At 54.6% G+C, this 20,147-nt stretch carries 17 protein-coding genes; 10 read left to right on the top strand and 7 right to left on the bottom strand.

What is annotated here, in order from left to right; all coding sequences use genetic code 11:
- The first annotated feature begins 294 nt into the window (after nt 1-294).
- From G523_RS0109225 to G523_RS0109250, 6 genes are all read left to right on the top strand, one after another.
- The gene (locus tag G523_RS0109225; protein ID WP_022694767.1) at nt 295-924 is read left to right on the top strand and encodes a histidine phosphotransferase family protein; all 630 of its coding nucleotides are present in this window, start codon (nt 295-297) and stop codon (nt 922-924) included.
- Between the two features lie 160 nt (nt 925-1,084).
- A complete protein-coding gene (locus tag G523_RS0109230; protein WP_022694768.1) occupies nt 1,085-3,865 on the top strand; it encodes a hybrid sensor histidine kinase/response regulator in 2,781 nt (926 codons plus the stop codon).
- Entirely contained in the window at nt 3,862-4,323 is a 462-nt protein-coding gene (locus G523_RS18765; protein ID WP_022694769.1) for a chemotaxis protein CheW, read from the top strand. Before G523_RS0109230 ends, G523_RS18765 begins: the two co-directional genes overlap by 4 nt.
- Before the next feature lie 20 nt (nt 4,324-4,343).
- A complete protein-coding gene (locus tag G523_RS0109240; RefSeq protein ID WP_022694770.1) occupies nt 4,344-4,709 on the top strand; it encodes a response regulator in 366 nt (121 codons plus the stop codon).
- Between the two features lie 11 nt (nt 4,710-4,720).
- Nucleotides 4,721-5,869 carry a protein-glutamate methylesterase/protein-glutamine glutaminase gene (locus G523_RS0109245; RefSeq protein WP_022694771.1) on the top strand — a complete coding sequence of 383 codons (1,149 nt, stop codon included), beginning with the start codon at nt 4,721-4,723 and terminating at the stop codon, nt 5,867-5,869.
- The gene (locus G523_RS0109250) at nt 5,866-6,705 is read left to right on the top strand and encodes a CheR family methyltransferase (protein ID WP_022694772.1); all 840 of its coding nucleotides are present in this window, start codon (nt 5,866-5,868) and stop codon (nt 6,703-6,705) included. The genes G523_RS0109245 and G523_RS0109250 overlap by 4 nt, the downstream gene beginning before the upstream one ends.
- Nucleotides 6,706-6,782: 77 nt before the next feature.
- Here the strand turns inward: G523_RS0109250 and G523_RS18770 are convergent, their stop codons facing one another.
- On the bottom strand, nt 6,783-8,447 hold the full coding sequence (locus tag G523_RS18770) for an MDR family MFS transporter (protein WP_022694773.1): 1,665 nt from the start codon (nt 8,445-8,447) through the stop codon (nt 6,783-6,785).
- A gap of 247 nt (nt 8,448-8,694) precedes the next feature.
- Between G523_RS18770 and G523_RS0109260 the strand changes: the two genes are divergently transcribed.
- Complete coding sequence (locus G523_RS0109260) at nt 8,695-9,741, top strand: acyltransferase family protein (protein ID WP_022694774.1); 1,047 nt, start codon at nt 8,695-8,697, stop codon at nt 9,739-9,741.
- Nucleotides 9,742-9,765: 24 nt separating this feature from the next.
- Here G523_RS0109260 and G523_RS18775 read toward each other — a convergent pair whose 3' ends face one another.
- From G523_RS18775 to ctrA, 4 genes are all read right to left on the bottom strand, one after another.
- Entirely contained in the window at nt 9,766-11,250 is a 1,485-nt protein-coding gene (locus G523_RS18775; RefSeq protein WP_022694775.1) for a PepSY-associated TM helix domain-containing protein, read from the bottom strand.
- A 10-nt stretch (nt 11,251-11,260) separates the two neighbouring features.
- Nucleotides 11,261-11,839: a hypothetical protein gene (locus tag G523_RS0109270; protein ID WP_022694776.1), complete on the bottom strand. Its 579-nt coding sequence runs from the start codon at nt 11,837-11,839 to the stop codon at nt 11,261-11,263.
- Nucleotides 11,836-13,995 (bottom strand): TonB-dependent siderophore receptor, encoded by a 2,160-nt coding sequence (locus G523_RS0109275; protein WP_022694777.1) that lies wholly within the window; start codon nt 13,993-13,995, stop codon nt 11,836-11,838. The genes G523_RS0109270 and G523_RS0109275 overlap by 4 nt, the downstream gene beginning before the upstream one ends.
- Nucleotides 13,996-14,165: 170 nt before the next feature.
- Nucleotides 14,166-14,879: a response regulator transcription factor CtrA gene (ctrA, locus tag G523_RS0109280; protein ID WP_022694778.1), complete on the bottom strand. Its 714-nt coding sequence runs from the start codon at nt 14,877-14,879 to the stop codon at nt 14,166-14,168.
- Between the two features lie 432 nt (nt 14,880-15,311).
- Between ctrA and fliI the strand changes: the two genes are divergently transcribed.
- Both fliI and G523_RS0109290 read left to right on the top strand, forming a co-directional pair.
- Nucleotides 15,312-16,628 carry a flagellar protein export ATPase FliI gene (gene fliI, locus G523_RS0109285; RefSeq protein ID WP_022694779.1) on the top strand — a complete coding sequence of 439 codons (1,317 nt, stop codon included), beginning with the start codon at nt 15,312-15,314 and terminating at the stop codon, nt 16,626-16,628.
- Nucleotides 16,625-17,035: a flagellar export protein FliJ gene (locus tag G523_RS0109290; RefSeq protein WP_022694780.1), complete on the top strand. Its 411-nt coding sequence runs from the start codon at nt 16,625-16,627 to the stop codon at nt 17,033-17,035. The genes fliI and G523_RS0109290 overlap by 4 nt, the downstream gene beginning before the upstream one ends.
- 2 nt (nt 17,036-17,037) lie before the next feature.
- Here the strand turns inward: G523_RS0109290 and G523_RS0109295 are convergent, their stop codons facing one another.
- Entirely contained in the window at nt 17,038-18,048 is a 1,011-nt protein-coding gene (locus G523_RS0109295) for a response regulator (protein WP_022694781.1), read from the bottom strand.
- A gap of 306 nt (nt 18,049-18,354) precedes the next feature.
- On the opposite strand from G523_RS0109295, the gene G523_RS0109300 reads away from it, so the two are divergent.
- Nucleotides 18,355-19,101, top strand: coding sequence for a sensor histidine kinase (locus G523_RS0109300; protein ID WP_022694782.1), 747 nt, complete (start codon nt 18,355-18,357; stop codon nt 19,099-19,101).
- Nucleotides 19,102-19,108: 7 nt separating this feature from the next.
- On the opposite strand, the gene G523_RS18780 is transcribed toward G523_RS0109300, so the two are convergent.
- A complete protein-coding gene (locus G523_RS18780) occupies nt 19,109-20,143 on the bottom strand; it encodes an alpha/beta hydrolase (protein ID WP_022694783.1) in 1,035 nt (344 codons plus the stop codon).
- Nucleotides 20,144-20,147 lie beyond the last annotated feature (4 nt).

Genomic DNA, 20,147 nt, shown 5'->3' on the forward strand with positions numbered 1-20,147 from the left:
CCCGACATACATATCGGGGCATGGATGGTTCGCGTTTATAACAGCATCCTTCCTTTGCCTGCTGCTGTCAGCCGGGCTTTATGCGCTCGCTTTTTTCAGCGCGCGGTCCGGTCGGGACGAAATTACTGACCTGTCTGAAAAATCCTCTACCCATAATGATCCCCGAATCAGGTAGCTTGTTTATCTGATTGGGGAGACCGGGCGTTTTCGGTCTCCTTTAAGTATCTGACAGGATTATGCGGCCCTTACTGAGCGAGGCTGTGTGACCCGTCGGACAATAAGGACGATTGTCTCATGCTGCTCGATTCAAACCGACTTGCGTCGTATCTGGCTTCTAAAATCTGTCACGACCTTGTGTCGCCGGTGGGCGCTGCCTCGTCCGCCCTGGAGTTCATGCAGGACAGTTCTGCGCAGGATATGCGTGAACAGGCCGAACAGCTTTTAGAGCAAAGCACATCGCGCTCTCTCGCGCGCCTCCAGTTTCTTCGTTACGCCTTTGGGTCAATGGGGATGTCTAAAGGGGCCGCTGAGCTTCATGAGGCGAAAGCCATCGCTGAAGGATATGTCGGGTCTCATAAGGGCGAGATTGAGTGGAACATTAATGCCGGCAGCCTGTCCTTCGCGCAGGTGCGGGTTATGATGAATGTTATCATGCTGGGCCTTGCCTGCCTGTCTCGTGATGGCTTACTTAAAGTGACGATTGATCAGGACGATACGCTCACCATCAAGCTCGTCGCTTCTGGTAAACGTGCGCGCATGGCTCCGGATGTTCGTGCAGCATTGTCGAACACCGAACCGGAAGACGGTTGGGACCCACGTACGATCCAGCCATACTTCATGACAATGATTGTCCAGGAACTCGGCGGGTCTTTCCGCTTCACCGAAGGCGAAGAAACCGTGAGCTTCACTGTAACTGGACTTTAAGAAGTCCTAACTGGATTTGATCTAATTAAATAGAAACAAGCACTCGGCGGCAGCTAATGTCGCTGAGCTTGCAATTAATTACGCAACGAAAGCATTTTTTTAACCCAGATAAGCGAAGGTCAGTCCGTCTAACTCTATAAATTTATAACAGGTGGGTTTTATGGACGATCTTCTGAGTGAATTTCTCACCGAGACATCGGAATCTCTGGAAGTTATCGACTCCGAACTGGTGCGGTTCGAAGCGGAGCCGAATGATCAGGGCATTCTGAACAATGTTTTTCGACTTGTGCATACTATTAAAGGAACGTGCGGGTTCCTCGGATTACCTCGTCTTGAAGCAGTAGCCCATGCGGGTGAAACACTTCTCGGCAAGTTTCGCGACGGTACGATTGAAGTTACACCGCCTCTGGTGACTTTGGTCCTTGAGTCTATCGACCAGATTAAAGCGCTGCTTGCTCACCTTGAAAATCACGAGACAGAGCCGGAAGGCGATGACGCCGAGCTGATCTCTCGCCTTGAAAAGGCTGCAGACGGCGAACTTGGTGCGCCTCCTGAGCCTGTGGCAGAAGTGCCTGCGCCAGCTCCTGAGCCGGCAGCAGCCGAAGCCAAGCCAGCAGCGAGCGATAAGAAGCCTCGGCCTGCGAACCTCGCTGACGATGTGCGCTGGGATGAAGATTTGGGCCGTGAACTGCGTCCTGGTGAAGTATCTCTTGCTGAACTGGAAGCCGCGTTTGCGTCTGTTGAAGTTGAAGACTTCTCCAATCCGCCTGACGCCACAGAGGAAACAGCTGAAGCCGCTGCACCTGAGGCAGCTACCGACGACGCCGAAGAGCCAGAAGCCGTTACTCCGGCAGCTGTTGCTGCAGCGATCGAAAAAGCGGTTGCGAACGAGCCAGAAATGGCATCGAACACACCGCGTGCCAGCCAGTCTATCCGTGTAAACGTGGATGTGCTCGAGCACCTGATGAACATGGTGTCTGAACTGGTCCTCACACGTAACCAGCTTCTTCAGATGGTTCGTCAGATGGACGACTCTGAATTCAAGACACCGCTGCAGCGTCTTTCTAATGTAACAGGCGAACTGCAGGATGCAGTCATGAAGACCCGCATGCAGCCAATCGGAAATGCGTGGAAGAAAATTCCTCGTATCGTTCGTGACGCTGCTCAGGACCTCAACAAGAAGATCAAGCTGGTCATGGAAGGTGATCAGACTGAACTCGACCGTCAGGTTCTTGAACTCATTCGCGATCCGCTGACACACATGATCCGCAACTCCTGTGACCACGGTCTGGAGCTGCCATCTGATCGTATGGCTGTCGGCAAGCCTGAAGAAGGCACAATCATTCTGCGCGCTTATCACGAAGGTGGTCACATCCACATCGAACTGCGCGACGATGGTGCCGGCCTCAAAACGGCTCGTATTCGTCAGAAAGCGCTCGATAACGGTGTTATTACTCCGGAAGAAGCGACAACAATGACGGAAGCGCAGATTCACCGTCTGATCTTTGCACCTGGCTTCTCGACTGCCGAGAAGGTGACAAATCTGTCCGGTCGCGGTGTTGGTATGGACGTTGTTCGCACAAACATCGAGCTGATTGGTGGCGCGATCGATCTGGTATCCCGCGAAGGCGAGGGTACGACCTTCACGATTAAAATCCCGCTGACACTGGCTATCGTGTCTGCACTGATCGTCGGGTCTCAGGGCCAGCGCTTTGCTGTGCCTCAGCTCTCTGTCGTGGAACTGGTTCGCACCGGATCGAACAGCGAGAACAAAATCGAATCTATCAACGGTACTCAGGTTCTGCGTCTGCGTGATCGTCTTCTTCCGGTGCTTCCGCTTGCGAATGCACTCAAGCTTGATGACACCAACGCCGAAAACAAGAACCGCTTTGTCATCGTGATGCAGGTTGCATCCCAGCGCTTCGGTCTGGTGGTCGATGAAGTCTTCGATACGGAAGAAATCGTTGTGAAGCCGATCAATAGCGTGCTGCGTGACATTACCGAGTATTCCGGTTCTACGATCCTCGGCGATGGCTCTGTGATCATGATCCTTGACCCGAATGGCATTTCCAAACTGGCGGCCTTCGATAAATCAACAACTGGAACCAAGCCGGTGATACAAGAGACACGCAAGATCGTTTCTCGTGGTGATCAGAAAACGAGCCTTCTCGTCTTCTCTGCGGGCTCTGCAGAACCAAAAGCGTGCCCACTCTCGCTCGTCACGCGTCTGGAAGAAATCGAAGTCGATCGCTTCGAGATGACAAACAAAGGCCCTGTGGTTCAGTACCGCGGTCAGCTTATGCCGGTCATTCCGATGTCTGGTGGCCTGACAGCGAACGAAGAAGGCCGTCAACCGGTGCTCGTTGTGAACAATGGTGACAGCGTTGTCGGTATCGGCGTCGATAAAGTTCTCGATATCACAGAAGACGTGCTGAAAGTTGCTATCGGCGACACAACACCGGGTGTTCTGGGTACGGCAGTGATCGGCGGTAAGGCGACAGAAGTTATCGATATCGGTCACTTCCTCGGCCAGGCTGACTATGACTGGGCGAAGGCAATGTCTGAAGGTCCAAAAGAGCCTAAGTCTCTTCTGCTCTTCGAAAGCCATGACTTCTTCCGCAACATGCTTGCACCGCTTCTCGAAGCGTCCGGCTACCGCGTGACTACAGTCTCATCTGTTGAAGAAGCACTTGCTGCGAACATTGAGCCGTCTGACTTTGATGTAGTGCTTGCTGATATCGACAATGATGCAGAAGCCCGCGCCTTCGTCGACAAGCTTTCTACTGACGCTGAATGGGCCGATGTGCCACGCGTTGCAATGTCTAACCGCGAAGAAAGCCTCGTGACACCTGACTTCGCTGGCTGTGTCCGCAAGTCTGACCGTCATGGCCTTCTCGCAGTTCTCGATCAAACCGCTAGCCTTAAAGGACAAGCCGCATGAGCAGCACTGAATACATCACGCTCTATATTGGTGGGCAGCTCTTTGGCGCCGCAGTATCGCGTATCCACGACGTCTTCGCACCGGAATCTATTACACCGGTGCCACTGGCAACCAAGGAAGTCGCAGGCCTTCTGAACCTGCGCGGACGGATCGTGACAGCAATTGATGCACGCTCCCGCCTCGGTCTTCCGAAGCGCGAAGATGATGCCTCTGTAATGGCCATTGGTATTGAGAAGGGGACTGAATCTTTCGGTCTTCTGATCGACGAAGTTGGCGAAGTGAAAACCCTGGATGATGGCGACCGGGAAGACGTACCGAGCAATCTCGACCCTGTTTGGGCGCAGATCGCATCGGGTGTCTACCGACTTGATGACGGCCTTCTGGTTGTCATCGATATCGACAAAATTCTGGCATTCGAAAGTGAAAATGACGCTGATCGCGGCGCTAAAGCTGCGTAGTCTCTGAAAGGGAATTTGAAATGAAGCGGTGTTTGATTGTTGATGACTCGCGCGTCGTGAGAAAAGTTGCACGCCGCATCGTGGAAGATCTCCATTTTTCGACGGAGGAAGCCGCCGATGGTTCTGAGGCTCTGGAAGCCTGCCGTCGGACAATGCCGGATGCAGTTCTTTTGGACTGGAACATGCCTGTGATGAACGGCATTGATTTCCTGCGGGCCCTGCGTCGCGAACCAGGCGGCGAAGATCCGATCGTTGTCTTTTGCACGACTGAAAATGACATGGACCATATCGCCGAAGCGATCCGCTCTGGCGCGAATGAGTACATTATGAAGCCGTTCGATAGCGAAATTATTGAATCAAAGTTCGCCGAAGTCGGCCTCGTCTGATCGGACACTGAATGACCATTGCAGCAACAATAAAACCCCAGACCGGGGCGCCTATCCGGGTGCAACTCATTGACGACAGCGCAGTCGTCCGCGGCCTTACGCGTCGCTGGCTGACAGGCGTAGACGGCGTTGAGCTTGTCGTGGTGAGCACTGACGGTATGCAAGGGGTGGCGGATGCCACGAAAGTGCGTCCGGACATAATTATCCTGGATGTTGAAATGCCGCGCATGGATGGGCTTGAAGCTCTCCCGCACCTGCGACGCGCTGCACCAAATGCCAAAATCATTATGGCGTCGACGCTCACTCATAAGGGCGCCAACGTTACAATTTCTGCGCTGTCGAAAGGTGCGACGGACTATCTTCCAAAGCCGGAAGCAAGCCAGCTTGGCGGCGCCGAAGCCTATCGCGATGCGCTGATTGAGAAGATCCGTCTGTTCGGTAAGCCGGAAGAAGCCAAGCGCCCATTCCCTGCGCCAATGCCGCTACGTCCGGCGTCGGTGAAAGCGAATGAAGCGCCGCGTCCTGCGATCAAAATTCCATCCAAGCCGGAGCTGCACAAGCCGCCGACACGCTGGACTCGGCCGAATGCGATTGTTGTCGCCAGTTCAACGGGCGGCCCACAGGCTCTGCAGGCTGTCCTGCCGGAAATTTGCAAAAAGACGGACCTGCCAATTCTGGTCGTCCAGCATATGCCGCCAACCTTCACGTCTATCCTTGCAGAGCATCTCAATGCGACCTGCAAGCACGAAGTCGCCGAAGGTCAGCAAGGCGAGCAGGTGATGCGTAACCGTATCTATATTGCGCCGGGCGGCTATCACATGTTCGTCGAGAAGAAAGGCGCGACGCCGACAATCGGCCTGAATCAGGATGCACAGGTGAATTTCTGCCGTCCTGCGGCTGACGTCCTGTTCAACGCCGCTGCAAAAGTTTACGGTGCAGCACTGACAGCGGTCGTGCTCACAGGTATGGGCGCTGACGGATGTCAGGGTGTTGCAACGATTGTCGATCAGGGTGGCCGGTCCATCGTGCAGGATCAGAAATCAAGTGTGGTCTGGGGTATGCCAGGCGCGGTTTTCAATGCCGGTCTCGCACATTCTGTACATCCACTGAACGAAATTGCTGACGCGGTCGGCAAATCACTCCATGGAGTTATGTCATGAACGATGCTGATTTTGATTTCGTGACGTCCGAGCTGAAACGCCGTTCAGGCATCGTTATCGGCAAGGACAAAATGTACCTCTTGGAGAGCCGACTTTCGCCGATTGCGCGTAAGGAAGGCCTTGAATCGATTGGTGAGCTGGTTTCGCAGGTGCGCCGTAATCGTGACGAACGCCTGATGAAGGTCATTGTCGACGCTATGACGACGAACGAAACCTTCTTCTTCCGTGACAAGACGCCGTTCGACCACCTTGAGAAAGCCGTGCTGCCAGCGCTTCGTGAGAAGCGTCCGGGCCAGCGTATCCGTATTCTCTGTGCTGCGTGTTCAACGGGTCAGGAACCATATTCCATTGCGATGATGCTGGACCAGAATCCTGCACTGACAGGTGGTGCGCCGGTTGAGATTACAGCGGTCGATATTTCCGATCGCGTGCTCGATAAAGCGCGCGCTGGTCTCTACAGCCAATTCGAAGTTCAACGCGGTTTGCCGATCCGCACGCTGATGACGTATTTCACCCAGCAGGGTGATGTCTGGAAACTGTCCGATAACATCCGGTCAAAGGTTCAGTTCAAAAACGTCAATCTGCTGGATCCGATGACCACGCTCGGTAAGTTTGATGTCGTTTTCTGCCGCAACGTTCTGATTTACTTCGATCTTCAGACCAAACGCGACATTCTTCAGCGTCTCTCGGCACAGATGAATGATCCTAGCTTCCTGCTGCTCGGCGCTGCTGAGACGGTGGTTGGCGTCGTAGATTCATTTGCGCCGAACAAAGAGTTTCGCGGGCTGTATGAAAAGTCTGGCACTGCAGGTCGTGCGGGCATTCGCGCCGCGTAACCCGGTCTCGATAGTTACAAGAAAAAAGCCTGTCAGATATCTGGCAGGCTTTTTTCTTTTCAGAGGTTGTAGCGTTTCTATTCGGGTGTGACAGGCGCGCCGGGCGCTGCATCTTCAACCGCGTGCTCTGCTTTGCGAATTGGCTTTTCCGGTTGTCCGCGACCACGCAGCTGGATCACCGGCACGAACAGAATAGAGATCAGCGCGAAGATAACGATCACGACACCGCCCATGAAGATGAAGCTCATGGAGTCTGCAAAAGCGACTTTCAGGAATGGCGGCATCTCGACGGCGGCGCCGGCTGTCTCTGCTGAAATGTATTCTGCCTGCAGACGACCAAGATTGATGTTACCGGCAGCTTCAGGAAACTGCTGAGACAGATTTTCGGTGAGCCTTGATGTCATCAGCGCACCGAAGATCGCAACGCCAACGACAGAGCCTGTCTGGCGCAGGAACATGCCGGTAGAGGTTGCAACGCCGACCTGCTGGACCGGTGATGCGCTCTGAGAGACAAGTGTGAACAGGCTTTGTGAGGGGCCAAGGCCGAGGCCGACAAGGAATAGACGCCAGATGACGTCATAGGCGCTGGAGTTTTCCGTAAGGTGCGTCATTAGCCAGAGGCCGATGATCTGCACCACAGCGCCGCCCAGCATAAAGGCTTTATACTTTCCCGTCTTGGTCACAAGCCGGCCGACCAGGAAGGCAGACAGGATGAGCCCACCCATCAAAGGCAGCATAGAGAAGCCGGAATTGGTGGCTTTGATGCCAATCACCAGCTGCAGGTATAACGGCACGTAGATAATCGTGCCCATGAACGCCATTGAGATAATGAAGGACGAGATCATGCTTGTGGTGAAGGCTTTGTTTCTGAACAAGCCAAGCGGCAGGACCGGGTCTTTCACGCGGCTCTGTACAATCAGGAAGGCAATGCCTGTGACGATGGCGAGTGCGAAGAGAAGATCCACCGCCGGGTCGAACCAGCCATCCGTCGGGCCGTGTGTCAGTGCGAGCATGAGCGCACCAAGCGATGTGACGATCAATATGCCGCCAACATAGTCAATCGTCCCGCCGGTGCGCGTGCCGATGTCTGGCATTTTGCGACTGATCATGAAGAGCGCGAGCAGCGACGTTGGCAGGTTGATATAAAACACCCAGCGCCAGCCTGCGATGTGAACACCCAGAATGTCCGTTGTGCCATGGTCGGTGAACCAGCCGCCAATAATCGGTCCGACTACACTCGCGAGGCCGAATACGGCACCGAACAGACCGGCATATTTTGCGCGCTCACGCGGCTCGAACAGGTCGGCAATCGTAGCAAAGGCCGACGTGAACAGCGCGCCGCCTCCAATACCCTGAATGCCGCGGAACACGATGAGCTGGGTCATGCCGGACCCAAGCACAGGCAGGTCACCGAATTCACCCGCCAGACCGCATAGCCAAGAGCCGAGAATGAAGATGCCGATACCGGTAATCAGAACGCTTTTCCGGCCATACATGTCGCCGAGCTTGCCCCAGATAGGTACCATCACGGTAGACGTCAGAAGATAGGTCGTCGTCACCCATGCATAAATCTCAAGGCCGTGTAGGTCTGCAACGATGCGTGGCATGGCGGTCGAAACGATTGTCTGGTCCAGCGCGCTGAGCAGAAAGACAATCATCACGGCCATGAAGGTGGCGCGCTTTTGCTCCGGCGTTGCTTGCGGCTGACCTGTTTCGCTTAGTGGTAGGGCCTGATCTGTCATGGAATAGCGTCCATTGTACGGTGTATAGTTGTATCTTGCTATATCCATTGCGGGGGTACGATCAACCCCGCATTCCATCAAATGAAAGCGGGTGCCTGTCATGTAAGCACGGCTTACGACCCATTTTCTCCTGAAAGGGGAAATGGCGGCTTGCAGTTTGCAAAATTCGCGATTGAACACCTGCACATGACGGATTCTGGCACACCTGCCAGCGGTTTGTGTGAGCGAAGAGATAAGAGCGAGCGATATGCTATCCGGAATTCACCTGCTGCGCGGCGTTGCGGCCCTTCTGGTCGCGGGATTTCACATCTATGCGGCATCGACGGGTGGTGAGAACGGCAATCCGGTTCTCTTTTCGGCCTTCAAAGGCGGGGCGCTGGGCGTAGACATCTTCTTCGTCATTAGTGGCTTCATCATTTACTACGCGGCGGCGCGCGCGCCCGTCTGGTCATCCGGGCGCTTCATGGCGGGGCGGTTTTTCCGTATCTATCCGGTCTATTGGGCCGTTCTGATAGGCTATTTCGCGCTGTTGATCGGCCTGTGGGTTCTGACTGGGGATGCAAGCCGGTTCGCAGACCCGCAAACGATGATCCGGTCCATTTTCCTGTTTCCGTCTGATGCACATGTCATAGAGATTTCATGGACGCTCACGATAGAGCTTTTGTTCTATGTGCTTTTTGCGGCGACCTTCCGTGGTCCGAATTCCGATACCAGCCTCGTTTTCACGTCCATGCTCAGCTGGGCGTTTCTCTCCGTGCTCTACACGGTCGCTGGCATAGATGCGGGCGGTCTGAACGTCATCTTCCATCCGGCGGTCAGCGAGCTGCTCTTTGGTATGATTATCTGCGAGCTCTGGATGAAAGGGGCGCGCCGTTTTGCGCTCCCTATGTTTGCTTTCGGGGCAGGGGGGCTTCTCGCAACGCTCATTCTTGTACCTGGTCATGAACTTCACGAATGGCGTGCTTTGCAGGCCGGTGTGCCAGCGGCATTCCTCGTTTATGGCGCGCTGGGGCTCAATTTCCGTCTGGGTTTCTTTGGCAAGCTGTTCGGGGATGCATCTTACATGCTTTACCTCATCCACCTGCCGGCATTTATGGTGATTGGTTTCCTGGTCGAAAAAGCAGCCGGTATCAGTATTTATGCCAATGACCTCACCATGGGGATCACGCTGGTGCTGACCGTTGTCGCGGCCTGCCTGCTTCACCTGTTGTTTGAGCGGCCATATCAGGCCTGGTACAAGGCTTTGATGGCGCGTTTCGATGGTCGCGAAAAGCAGGCGCACCAGACGAGCTGAGGCACCTGCTTTTCGGTGTGAGCGTTAATTTTTAAGCACGCTTTTCGTTTGCTTGGCCGGTGCCTGTTTGATCCAGAACGGACCGGCGACCAGTGCTGCGCCCAGAACGATCAGGCATGCATTCAGTACGGCAAATGTCGTGTCAGACGCGACGTTAAAGAACATGATCTGATGCAGTATGCCGGCTAGAATAAGCACAGCGCCCGTCGCGCGCCGCAGTAGGAAGCCAATACGGCCCGCATCTGCAACGAATGGAAGGCCAACCGACAATGCGGTGAGACCTGCCCAGAACACCCAGCTCATGAGGTATTCGCCAAGTCCAGCGAGGCTGATGAGTAAGGTCAGCGCTAGCAGAGCGGGCGCGCCCCATACACATGCACTCCATGCAGCAGCCAGTCGTTGCTTTGGCTGGCCTTGTTCAGCCGATTTCAGGAAATAGATATTCAGTCCTGTCGCGACGATGAAGCAGAGCAATGCACCAAGGAACAGATAGGCAATCTTCATAGCTGTTCCGCCAAAATCGCCGAAATGCAGCCGGTAAACCGAGTAGGCAATCTGACGACCCGCTGCGCCGTCACTGAAGCCGGCGTGGCCGAGATATGTGCCGTCGCCATCAAACTGGTAAGCTTCACCATAGATAAGCCTGTCTGTATGCTCGGCCTGAATGTCGATGTGCTGTCCAGCCGTGCCCGGATCGTGCACGATGATAAGGAACGGTTCGACGCCGGGGACTTCTCGTTCGAAGTTTACGAGCGCGGTTTCGACATCCGCAAGCGGCGCCGGTGCTGCGTTCGCTGCCGGTTCATCCCCGAAAATCGCTTCGGATAATGCTCTTGTGTCGCCGTCAAAGCTTGTTTGGGCGAGGACCAGTGCGACGACGGCGAATAGTCCAATGACCGCGCCTGTGCCCGCGACAATAAGATTGAATGGCAGGGTCCAGACGCTGAGGCGATTGTGCAGGTCTGCCTGAACAAGGCGTTGCTGCCCGGACGTTTTCAGACGGAAGGCATCCCGAAAAATACGCGGATGCGCGAGCAGGCCCGAAATCGACATGGCGATCATCATCACACCAAAGATGGCCACCAGTATCATTCCGAACTGTTCGGGAAGGTTTAGATAGTAATGTAGGTGGATCAGAAAGCTGTTCCATGCCGTTTCATAAGCGCCCACAACTTCGCCGTTTGAGCCTGCAGCCTCAACGCCATTATCTCCGCCAATGACGAAGCGTGGCCAGTTCTCACGCGGAAGGTAGAGATAGACATGACTTGTATCTGGCTGAGCTGCGAGAACATTCTCGGCCGCGGTTTGTGCGGCATGTGGCGTTACCGTTTGAACAGCAGGCGTCTGTGCCGCTTCCCACCAGCCAAACTCGTCTTCAAGCACAGCGACGGTTCCGCTGAGGCAGACAATGTAGAGAATGGCGCTGATCACCAGCCCCATAACGCTGTGCGCGCTAAGCGATTGTTCGACCAGTTTGTTCGATGCGCGCGGCCAAAGTGACTGTTTCATGATTACCCCCTCAGACCCACGCCGTGATGGCGAATATAGCTGCGCCGGAAACAGCAAAGAGCGTGCGGCGCATAAGCTTTGCTTCCATGAGTAGAAGCACGCTGATCACGCCCCAGAGGACGACCGCGGTTACAATTGCGAGCACGCCATGCGTGGCGATCTGGTCCGGCGTCCGGTTGATGACGCGGAACATGGTTGCTGCTGCAAAAAGCGCGATGATGCCAGCGACCGGACCTGTCAGGATGAAGGTCCAGACCCGTGCAAGGTTTTTACGAACAGGGGAGGTCGGTGCTGGTAAAGCATCTGTTTTCCTGTTTCGTCCAACCGCGTAATCAGCGCGTGGAAGGCCAGACAGGATACTGGCTGCAAAGAACACGCCCGTCAGGCACATCGCGATCACGATGATCTGGGCTATGCCGCGATCTGCATTGGCTATAAACGCCGCAATCAATGCCGCCGCGATCAGCGCCCAACCTGCACCGAGAGCAACAGGTTTAGACCTGTGTTTCCATGCGTAGAAAAGCAGGAAAAGCCCTGCCGCTATCGCGGCAAGGCTCAACCCGGCTGTTATGACAGCTGGCTGGATCATGAGCCGAACTCATAGGCAAGTCGGGCTACCACCGTACGTCGCAGACCCGGGAAGCAGTCGCCGCGAGTCAGGCACGAGGTCAGATACACTTCGTCCGCAATATTGCGTGCGTTGATCTGGAAGTCCCACTGATCCCATTCATAACCGATCATCAGATCGCCCAGTGTATAGGACGGTGTGTCGTATCTGACGGTCGCTGTCTCGGACACGCTCTCGCCAACATAACGGACGCCTCCGCCGACACGGAAGCCATCCCATGCGCCTTCCGGGCGCCAGGTGACCCATGACGAGGCCGTGCTGTCAGGCTGGCCAGACAGGCGGAAACCATTCGGGTCTTCAGCATCGATTGTTGATGCCGCAAACTGCAGGAAGACATTGTCGAGTTGCAGACGACCTTCCAGTTCGACGCCGCGCAAGGTCGAGATACCCTGTTGCTGGCTAGCATTTCCCGGTAGCGAGTTTGGATTTGGCAGATTGCTAATCTCGATATCGTAATATGCGAGTGTGACCAGACCCGGGAAGTTTGTCGGTTCGTATTTGAGGCCGACTTCATACTGGCGGGCTTCTTCAGGCTCGAACTGGTTGCCATTCAGGTCTGTGCCGATGACTGGTTCGAAGCTTTCCGAATAGCTTGCATAAGGCGACAGGCCGTTCTCGAACTGGTAAAGCACGCCGACGCTTGTTGAAATGGCGTCGTCAGATTGAGTCACTGCGCCTGTATTGCTCTCGATTTCGTCATAGCGAAGACCGAGGGTGAACCGCCAGTTTTCATAGGAAATCTGGTCGGAGACATAGAGGCCGAGATCCTCTACCTGCTGGGGCGTTCCATCCGTGTAGATGGCGTCAAGAACAGCTTGGTCCGGATAGTTTCCGTAAACCGGATTGGCGAGGTCGAAGACGTAAGAAAAATCACCTGACAGAGCGCCGCCACCAAAGAAGTAGGCTGTGTTGTTGTCGGTTTCGACATCCTGATACTGCATGCCCAGAAGCAGGTTGTGTTCCAGAGCGCCGGTAGAGAAATCAGACTTGGCGCGCAGGTCAGCGGCGTATTGTTCAGACGTGTTGTCGGCGGCGTAGAATGTACGTGCAACGGTCGTTTCGGTGAAAAGGGGAACGCCCAGATACTGGTTCAGGTAGCGGCTTTGGCCGGCGCCAGTAAAAGTTGGCCAGGCCTGTTGGTATGCTGCCTCGCCGGAGCGCCAGAGTGCGGTACCTTCAAGGCGCCAGTAATCGTTGATGCGATGCTCGCCCAGAAGCGTGATTTGATCGGACTTGGTATCGAAGAAGTTAAAGTCTGGTTCGCCTGCATAGACGTCCTGATCGATATATTCGCCGGTAACGTTGTGAGGGAAGAGCGTGCCTTCCACAGGGATGAACTGGGCAGCGACGTCGCCTTTTGTATCCTGATGGATGCCGATCAAAGTCAGCCTTGTATCAGGCGATGGCAGCCAGGTGAGGGACGGCATGAAAACGCCTGTTTCTTCGTCGACATAATCGACCTGAGAGCCGGTGTTTCGATACAAACCCACCATTCGGAAGAGTAGTTGGCCGTCTGTTCCTGCAACCGGTCCTGTGATGTCGCCAGCCAGCTGATAGCGGTCAAAGTTTCCGAGTTCTGCTACGAGGGAGCCACCAAAGTCTTCGCGGGGCGTTTTGGACACAACGTTCAGAAGACCGCCCGGAGATCCCTGTCCGTAAAGCACAGATGCAGGGCCGCGCAGCACTTCGACCTGTTCGACCGTCCACGGTTCGACGCGTGTGGTATTATAGCTGCCGAAAAGCTCCTGAATGGAGTCGCGGTAGCGCGGAATGGAGAGGCCGCGGGATGTGACCCAGTCGCCTCGTGTGGAGAAGCCGTATGTCTCAGCCGTTACGCCTGACACGTAAGACACTGTCTGGGACAGATTGAGTGCGCCGCGTTCGATGAATACGTCCGCAGGTTCGATCGAAACGGAGCGGGCGGTTTCGGTAATAGGCGTGTCTGTTTTGGTGGCCCCGAATGCATCGACTTCGCCTGCAACGATGATCGTCTCCTGGCGGCTTTCTGCATCGGCTGGTTCGCTGGACGCGGCTTGTGCGAAGGCTTGTGGTGTGAAGCTGAGAGCGGTCAGCAGCGCGATGACCCCGGCGCTGTAACCTGATTTCGAAAGTGACATGGATTCCCCTGACGCAATTGCGAGTCATTATCAATAAAGGTTCGATATTGGTAATGAGAATGATTGTCAATTGCGTTTACTTGGCGAGGGTTGAAATCGCGCTTTCATGGGGGAGGGCAAAAAAAACGGCGCCCTGAGGCGCCGTTCTCTTTTTCAGTTGCGTGAAGGCCTTAAGCGGCTTCTTCGTCGCGAAGCTGTTGAGCGTTTGGAGAAGGATCACGAAGAACGTAACCACGGCCCCAGACTGTCTCGATATAGTGATTGCCCTTGGTCGCCTGTTGAAGCTTCTTGCGGAGCTTACAGATGAAGACGTCGATGATCTTCAGTTCAGGCTCGTCCATACCGCCATAAAGGTGGTTGAGGAACATTTCCTTGGTGAGCGTCGTGCCCTTACGCAGGGAAAGAAGCTCGAACATCTGGTATTCTTTACCGGTGAGGTGAACACGCTGCTGGCCAACTTCAACAGTTTTAGCGTCGAGGTTCACAACGATCTCGCCTGTACGGATAACGCTTTCAGCGTGGCCTTTAGAGCGGCGGACGATCGCAGTGATACGAGCGATCAGTTCGTCTTTGTTAAAAGGCTTTGTGAGGTAGTCGTCAGCGCCGTAACCGAGCGTTTTGACTTTCGCCTCAATGTCCGGGTTACCGGAGAGGATCAGAACTGGTGTGTTCACTCGGCTCATGCGGAGCTGCTTGAGAACATCAAAGCCTGAGATGTCTGGAAGTGAAAGGTCGAGAATGATGATGTCATACTCGTATACTTTACCAAGATCGACGCCCTCTTCGCCAAGGTCCGTCTGGTAGATGTTGAACCCAGCTGCTTTGAGCATCAGCTCGATGCTGCGAGCGACTGCGTGGTCGTCTTCAATCAATAGTACGCGCATCAAGTCGTCTCCCGAATCACTAACAGTGTAACGCGTTGGCGGTCTTCGCCTATAGGTAAACAGTTGTCGGGTTGCGAAATGGTTAACGCGAACTCCTTTTCGCATCAAAAATTTTAACGAAGATTTCTAATTCGTCATTTTGATGCGTTAACCCCAGCATTTACGGGGTTTTTGAGATTCGAGAAGCCTGTGGACAACGACTCCCTGATTCTCATTTTCAGGCAATACCCTACGAAATTTGACTCTTTTTCTTGGCACTTTGTTAACGAGTTGGGCTGGGTTCGTTACCAGATGGCGCCGTGCTTCATGGGGAAAACACACATTTGCCTCATTAATGAATGAACAAAACGGGCCACGCTCTTAACGAATGCTTAAGCGCATAGGACGACTCTCTGAGGAAAGTTTCACCCTCACTCTGATCGTAGCGATATCATGCTTCAGGACCTCATTCGGGACGTAAAACGCGCTTCGGCTATTCAGCTGACCGGTCGCGTTGAAGCTCTTGAAGGGCTGCGTATTGAGGCAAGCGGGCCTCGAACGGCATTACGCATTGGCGCGCTCGCGCATATTGGAGCGCCGAACGGGCCTCTGGCGGAGATTGTAGGTTTTCGCGGTGAACTGGCTGTATTGCTCGCCTGCGAAGAAAGCCAGGCTGTTTATCCGGGCGCTAAAGTCTTCTTCCAGACAGAACCCGCTGTTCTATACCCGTCTGATAAGTGGCTCGGCCGTGTCGTTGATCCGTTCGGCCTGCCAATGGATGGTGGCCCCGAATTGCCGCATGGGCCTTATGCCAAGCCTGTAGATGCGCCGCCGCCCTCTGCACACACGCGCTCACGTATTGAAGAACGGCTGCATCTTGGCGTCCGCGTCATGGATTTGTTCACGCCGTGCGGTCAGGGACAGCGCCTTGGCCTCTTCGCCGGCTCCGGTGTCGGTAAGTCGACCTTGATGGGCATGCTGGCCAAAGGCGCCGATGCGGATGTGATTGTGATCGGTCTGATCGGTGAGCGGGGCAGGGAAGTACGTGAGTTTGTTGAGGATGCGCTCGGTCCGGAAGGGCTTGCGCGTTCTGTTATCGTCACGGCGACATCTGATGCGCCTGCGCCAGCGCGTAAGCGGGCGGCAATGTCTGCGCTCGCTGTTGCCGAATACTTCCGTGACCAAGGCAGGCAGGTGCTCTGTCTTCTTGATAGCGTGACACGATTTGCCATGGCGCAGCGCGAGATTGGTCTTGCCGCAGGCGAGCCGCCTACGACGCGCGGTTACACTCCATCTGTGTTCGCAGAACTTCCAAAACTGCTTGAACGTGCCGGCCCTGGTAAACAGGGATCAGGTGCTATCACCGGTCTCTTCACTGTTCTTGTCGATGGTGACGACCATAACGAGCCAGTCGCAGACGCAGTTCGCGGTATTCTCGACGGTCACATTGTTATGTCGCGCCACATTGGTGAACGCGGGCGTTATCCGGCGGTCGACATTCTGAAATCGCTTTCGCGTCTTGCGTCCCAGCTGCACGGACTGGAAGAGGCCGAGCTAGTGCGCAATGTGCGCCGTCTCATCTCCACCTATTCCGACATGGAAGAATTGATCCGGATCGGGGCATATGCGCCGGGCGCCGACCCTGAGACGGATCGGGCAATTCGTCTGAATGAGGGATTGAATGAATTCCTGACACAAAGCCAGTCAGACCCGACCGCGCCGGACGCCGTATTTGATGCGCTCCGCCAGATCTATGATGCCAGCGCATGAGTAAGACGCTCGAAACTCTGATCAAACGTGCCCAGAAAGACGTCGATGCCCTCGCAATCGAGATGCGTCGTGCTCTGGAAACGCGGAATGAAATCCTTGCGGAGATGGCATCGTGCGAAGCCAGCATCGAAGCCGAAGCATCCATGTTTGATGGCTCACCAATGGCTGGGCTCGGGTTTGCAGCATTTCTGGATCGTCAAAAGCTCCGCAAAGTTAATCTGGATGAAGCGCTCAAGCTTGCCGATCAGGCCCATTTAGACTGCCAGAAGGCGATCAACCGCGCCTTTGCCGAATTGAAACGACTTGAGCAATTGCTTGAGCAGCACAAGCTTCGGGAGCGTCAGGAAATTCAAAAGCGCGAACAGGCAGCCTTTGACGAACGCAGTTCGCAAATGTTTGGCCGCTAGGGCTAAACGATCAGTTTCAGGAACAAATTGCCGTTGTGCACGTGAACATCGACCTGTTCAGGTGGCACTGAAAGCAGGGTCAGGCCCAGTTGCAGAGACGCTTTTGAATCCAGCCCGAGCGATGGTGCCGCTTTCGTCAGATCGAATAGCGCATCTTTCGAAGGAATAACTGCGCGGCTGACGAAAATATTCAGCGCAATACCGTCTTCATGACGCTCTGAGCGAATGGAAACACGGTCACCCTTTTCACAAGCGCGAAGAATGCCGGCAACGAGATGCTGGATGCCGAGCGTCGCGAGCGGACGTGAACCGATCTGTGTGAACCAGGATGTTTCTGTCTCGAAGACTAGATTGACCTGCTTTGATTGCGCAGTACTGGAGACGCGCTCTGCCGTTTCCAACAATAGTTCGTGGATCGGTGTGCGTGTCGCTTGAGAGAGATCGTCTTCTGAGTAAGCGCGAATGGCGCGCACGGTTTCCAGAAGGTGGGCGACATAATCGGCCGTACTTGAGCGGCCTGAGTCTTCCATGGTTTCCAGAAGGGTCTGAAGGCTGAGTTCAATGTAAGAGAACGGGCCTCTGAGCGACTCAACTGACCGTTTGATATCCCGAGAGCTGACCTTGCCTTCTGGTGGGCGGTCGGGTGCTTTGCGGCGCCATTTCGAGTTGGCGAGAATCTGCTTCAGCAGCTTCGAGCTCAGGTCGATCTTATCGATAACGGCTTCTGCGCCGCTGGAGACAGCTTCCTGACGCATATTCTCTGCGTCGTCAGAGGTCACAAATACAATTGGCGCGTCGGTGAATTCACGGACGCGCTTGATATCATCTTCGATGGAAATGGCGTCTGGCCGTCGCACATCCAGCAATACAAAATCGGCTGGACCAAGTTGTGACAGGCGCTGAAAGTCTTCAATGCGTTCGCTGATATTGAGCTGAATATCGCGCTCTTCCCCGACCATTTCGGTCAGGATCTTCGCGTCGAGCGCGTTATCTTCTACATAGTGGATGCGCATGTTTAGACTCAGACAGTACAAGTCCAAGATACTGTTAAATATACAAACCTGCAATAACTTAGGATATTTCTTCCACAGACTTTATAGAGCTTAACTACGGCTATGACTGTTGAAGGCTGAAGAACTGCCGGAAGAGCACATGTAATAGAGAAGTGATTCGTGCATTTTTCTTGCGAAACTTGAGAGATTCAATGCAGCCTTAAGGTTCTTTGAACGTTTTGTATGCTGATTTCAGATATTGATTTTTTAAAGGCGAAGGGGACCTTCGCGTTCACTTGACTACATTGAACCCGGGGTGGAGATTAAGTGCCTAAACGAGTATCCTTTGAACATGATCAGGCAGACTCCACCGCTCTGCTTGCAGAGCTGGCTTCTGTCATAGCTCATGATGTGAGAACTCCGGTTCGACACATTGGTCAGTTTCTTGAATTCTACGAGCGCGAGCTGGAAGCGGGAAACACAACGCAGGCAGCAGCGCATTTTGATATTGTGAAAGACAGTGTTTCACGCGTGTCCGATATGCTTGATGGCATCGTGACATATGCGCGCCTCGGGCGTGGTCTGGACGAACCTACAGAAGTAAATCTGAAGAAGCTTGCGGCTTCGGCTTTCGAGCGTGCGATGATGTCTGAAGAGCGCAGCAATGCCGTGCTCGACTATCGCGGGAATGAAGCCTGTATCGGGCATGATGTCCGTATCCAGGAAATGTTTGTGCACCTGTTCGAGAATGCCTTGGTTCACACGCCGAAGGATGAGGACCTGACAGTTCGCGTTGATGTCTATCGCGGCGAGCAGGACACGCATATCGAGATCAGAGACAACGGTCCGGGCATTCCTGACGGTTATGAAAAGATCATCTTCGATATGTTCCAGAAGGGCGGTAAGCGCGAAGAAGAGGATAAGCCTGTTGGCGGACTCGGATTGCCACTGGCGCGCCGTATTGCACGCCTGCATGGCGGTGATCTGACGCTGGAGCGCCAGTCAGGCGCGGGCGCAGACAAGCCCGCATCTGTCTTTGTAGTGACGTTACCGAATTCCGAAATTCTGACGTAGAGCGGTTTTAAACCCGCTCGCGCAACTCGTCACGAACGAGCACGGCGATGTCTTCACAGGCTTTCCGTGCTGCGGGTGAAATGCCTATAAAGGCCGTAAAGCCGTGCGCAAGGCTGTCATAGCACCGGTAAACCACGTCAACGCCTGCATCTGTCAGACGATCAGCATACGCTTTGCCCTGATCGTGCAGAATGTCAAAGCCTGCTGTCACGATAATCGCCGGCGCGAGATTTTCCAGCTGGGTGGAGCACATAGGCGAGATCATCGGGTCCTCGCGGTCTGCGCCTTCTGGCAGATACTGGTCGATGAACCATTCCATTGTATCGCGCGTCAGCGGGTAGCTGTCGGCGTAGATATTCATGCTGGATGATTCAAACTCTATCTCTGTTGCCGGATAGATCAGAATTTGAAGCACAGGCTGCGGCTTGTGATCACGCATCATTTCCTGCGCGACGATGGCAGTGAAGTTACCGCCCATGGAATCGCCCGCCACAGCAGCATGGCCCGGAGATGCACCAAGGTTCTCAGCTTCCTGCAGACACCACTCATAGGCTGCAATCGCGTCATTCAGACCGGCGGGCCATTTATGTTCGGGCGCAAGCCGGTAATCGACAGAGACAACCGGCGCTTTACAGATATGGCTCAGCAGTCCGCAGAATTCATGGCTGGTTTCAAGGTCGCCAATCACGCCGCCGCCAAAGTGGTAGAACACGATGACAGGCATGTTCGGGTCCTGACCGAACGGCTTGTAAATACGGGCGGGGATGGAATGCGTCTCTGTCGGAATGCTTGTGTCTTCGGTCGTGACGCCGGATGGAAGGTCGCCTGCAAAAAGAGCAAGGCCTTCTGCTGAGGCTGCACGGGCAATCTGAGGGCTGAGTGAAGACATAGGCGGTTGCTTGCGCGCGGAGTGAGCGATCATCTGGAAGTGCGGGTCCAGCGTGCGTCCACCAAGTTGTACCGGGTGTCCGCCAGACATTTTGACCAGCCAGCTATTCGGCAGCTTCATGACCATTTTGGCCAGCATTGTGCTAAAGCTCATGCCC

The organism is Ponticaulis koreensis DSM 19734, assembly GCF_000420665.1.
Lineage (GTDB): Bacteria > Pseudomonadota > Alphaproteobacteria > Caulobacterales > Hyphomonadaceae > Ponticaulis > Ponticaulis koreensis.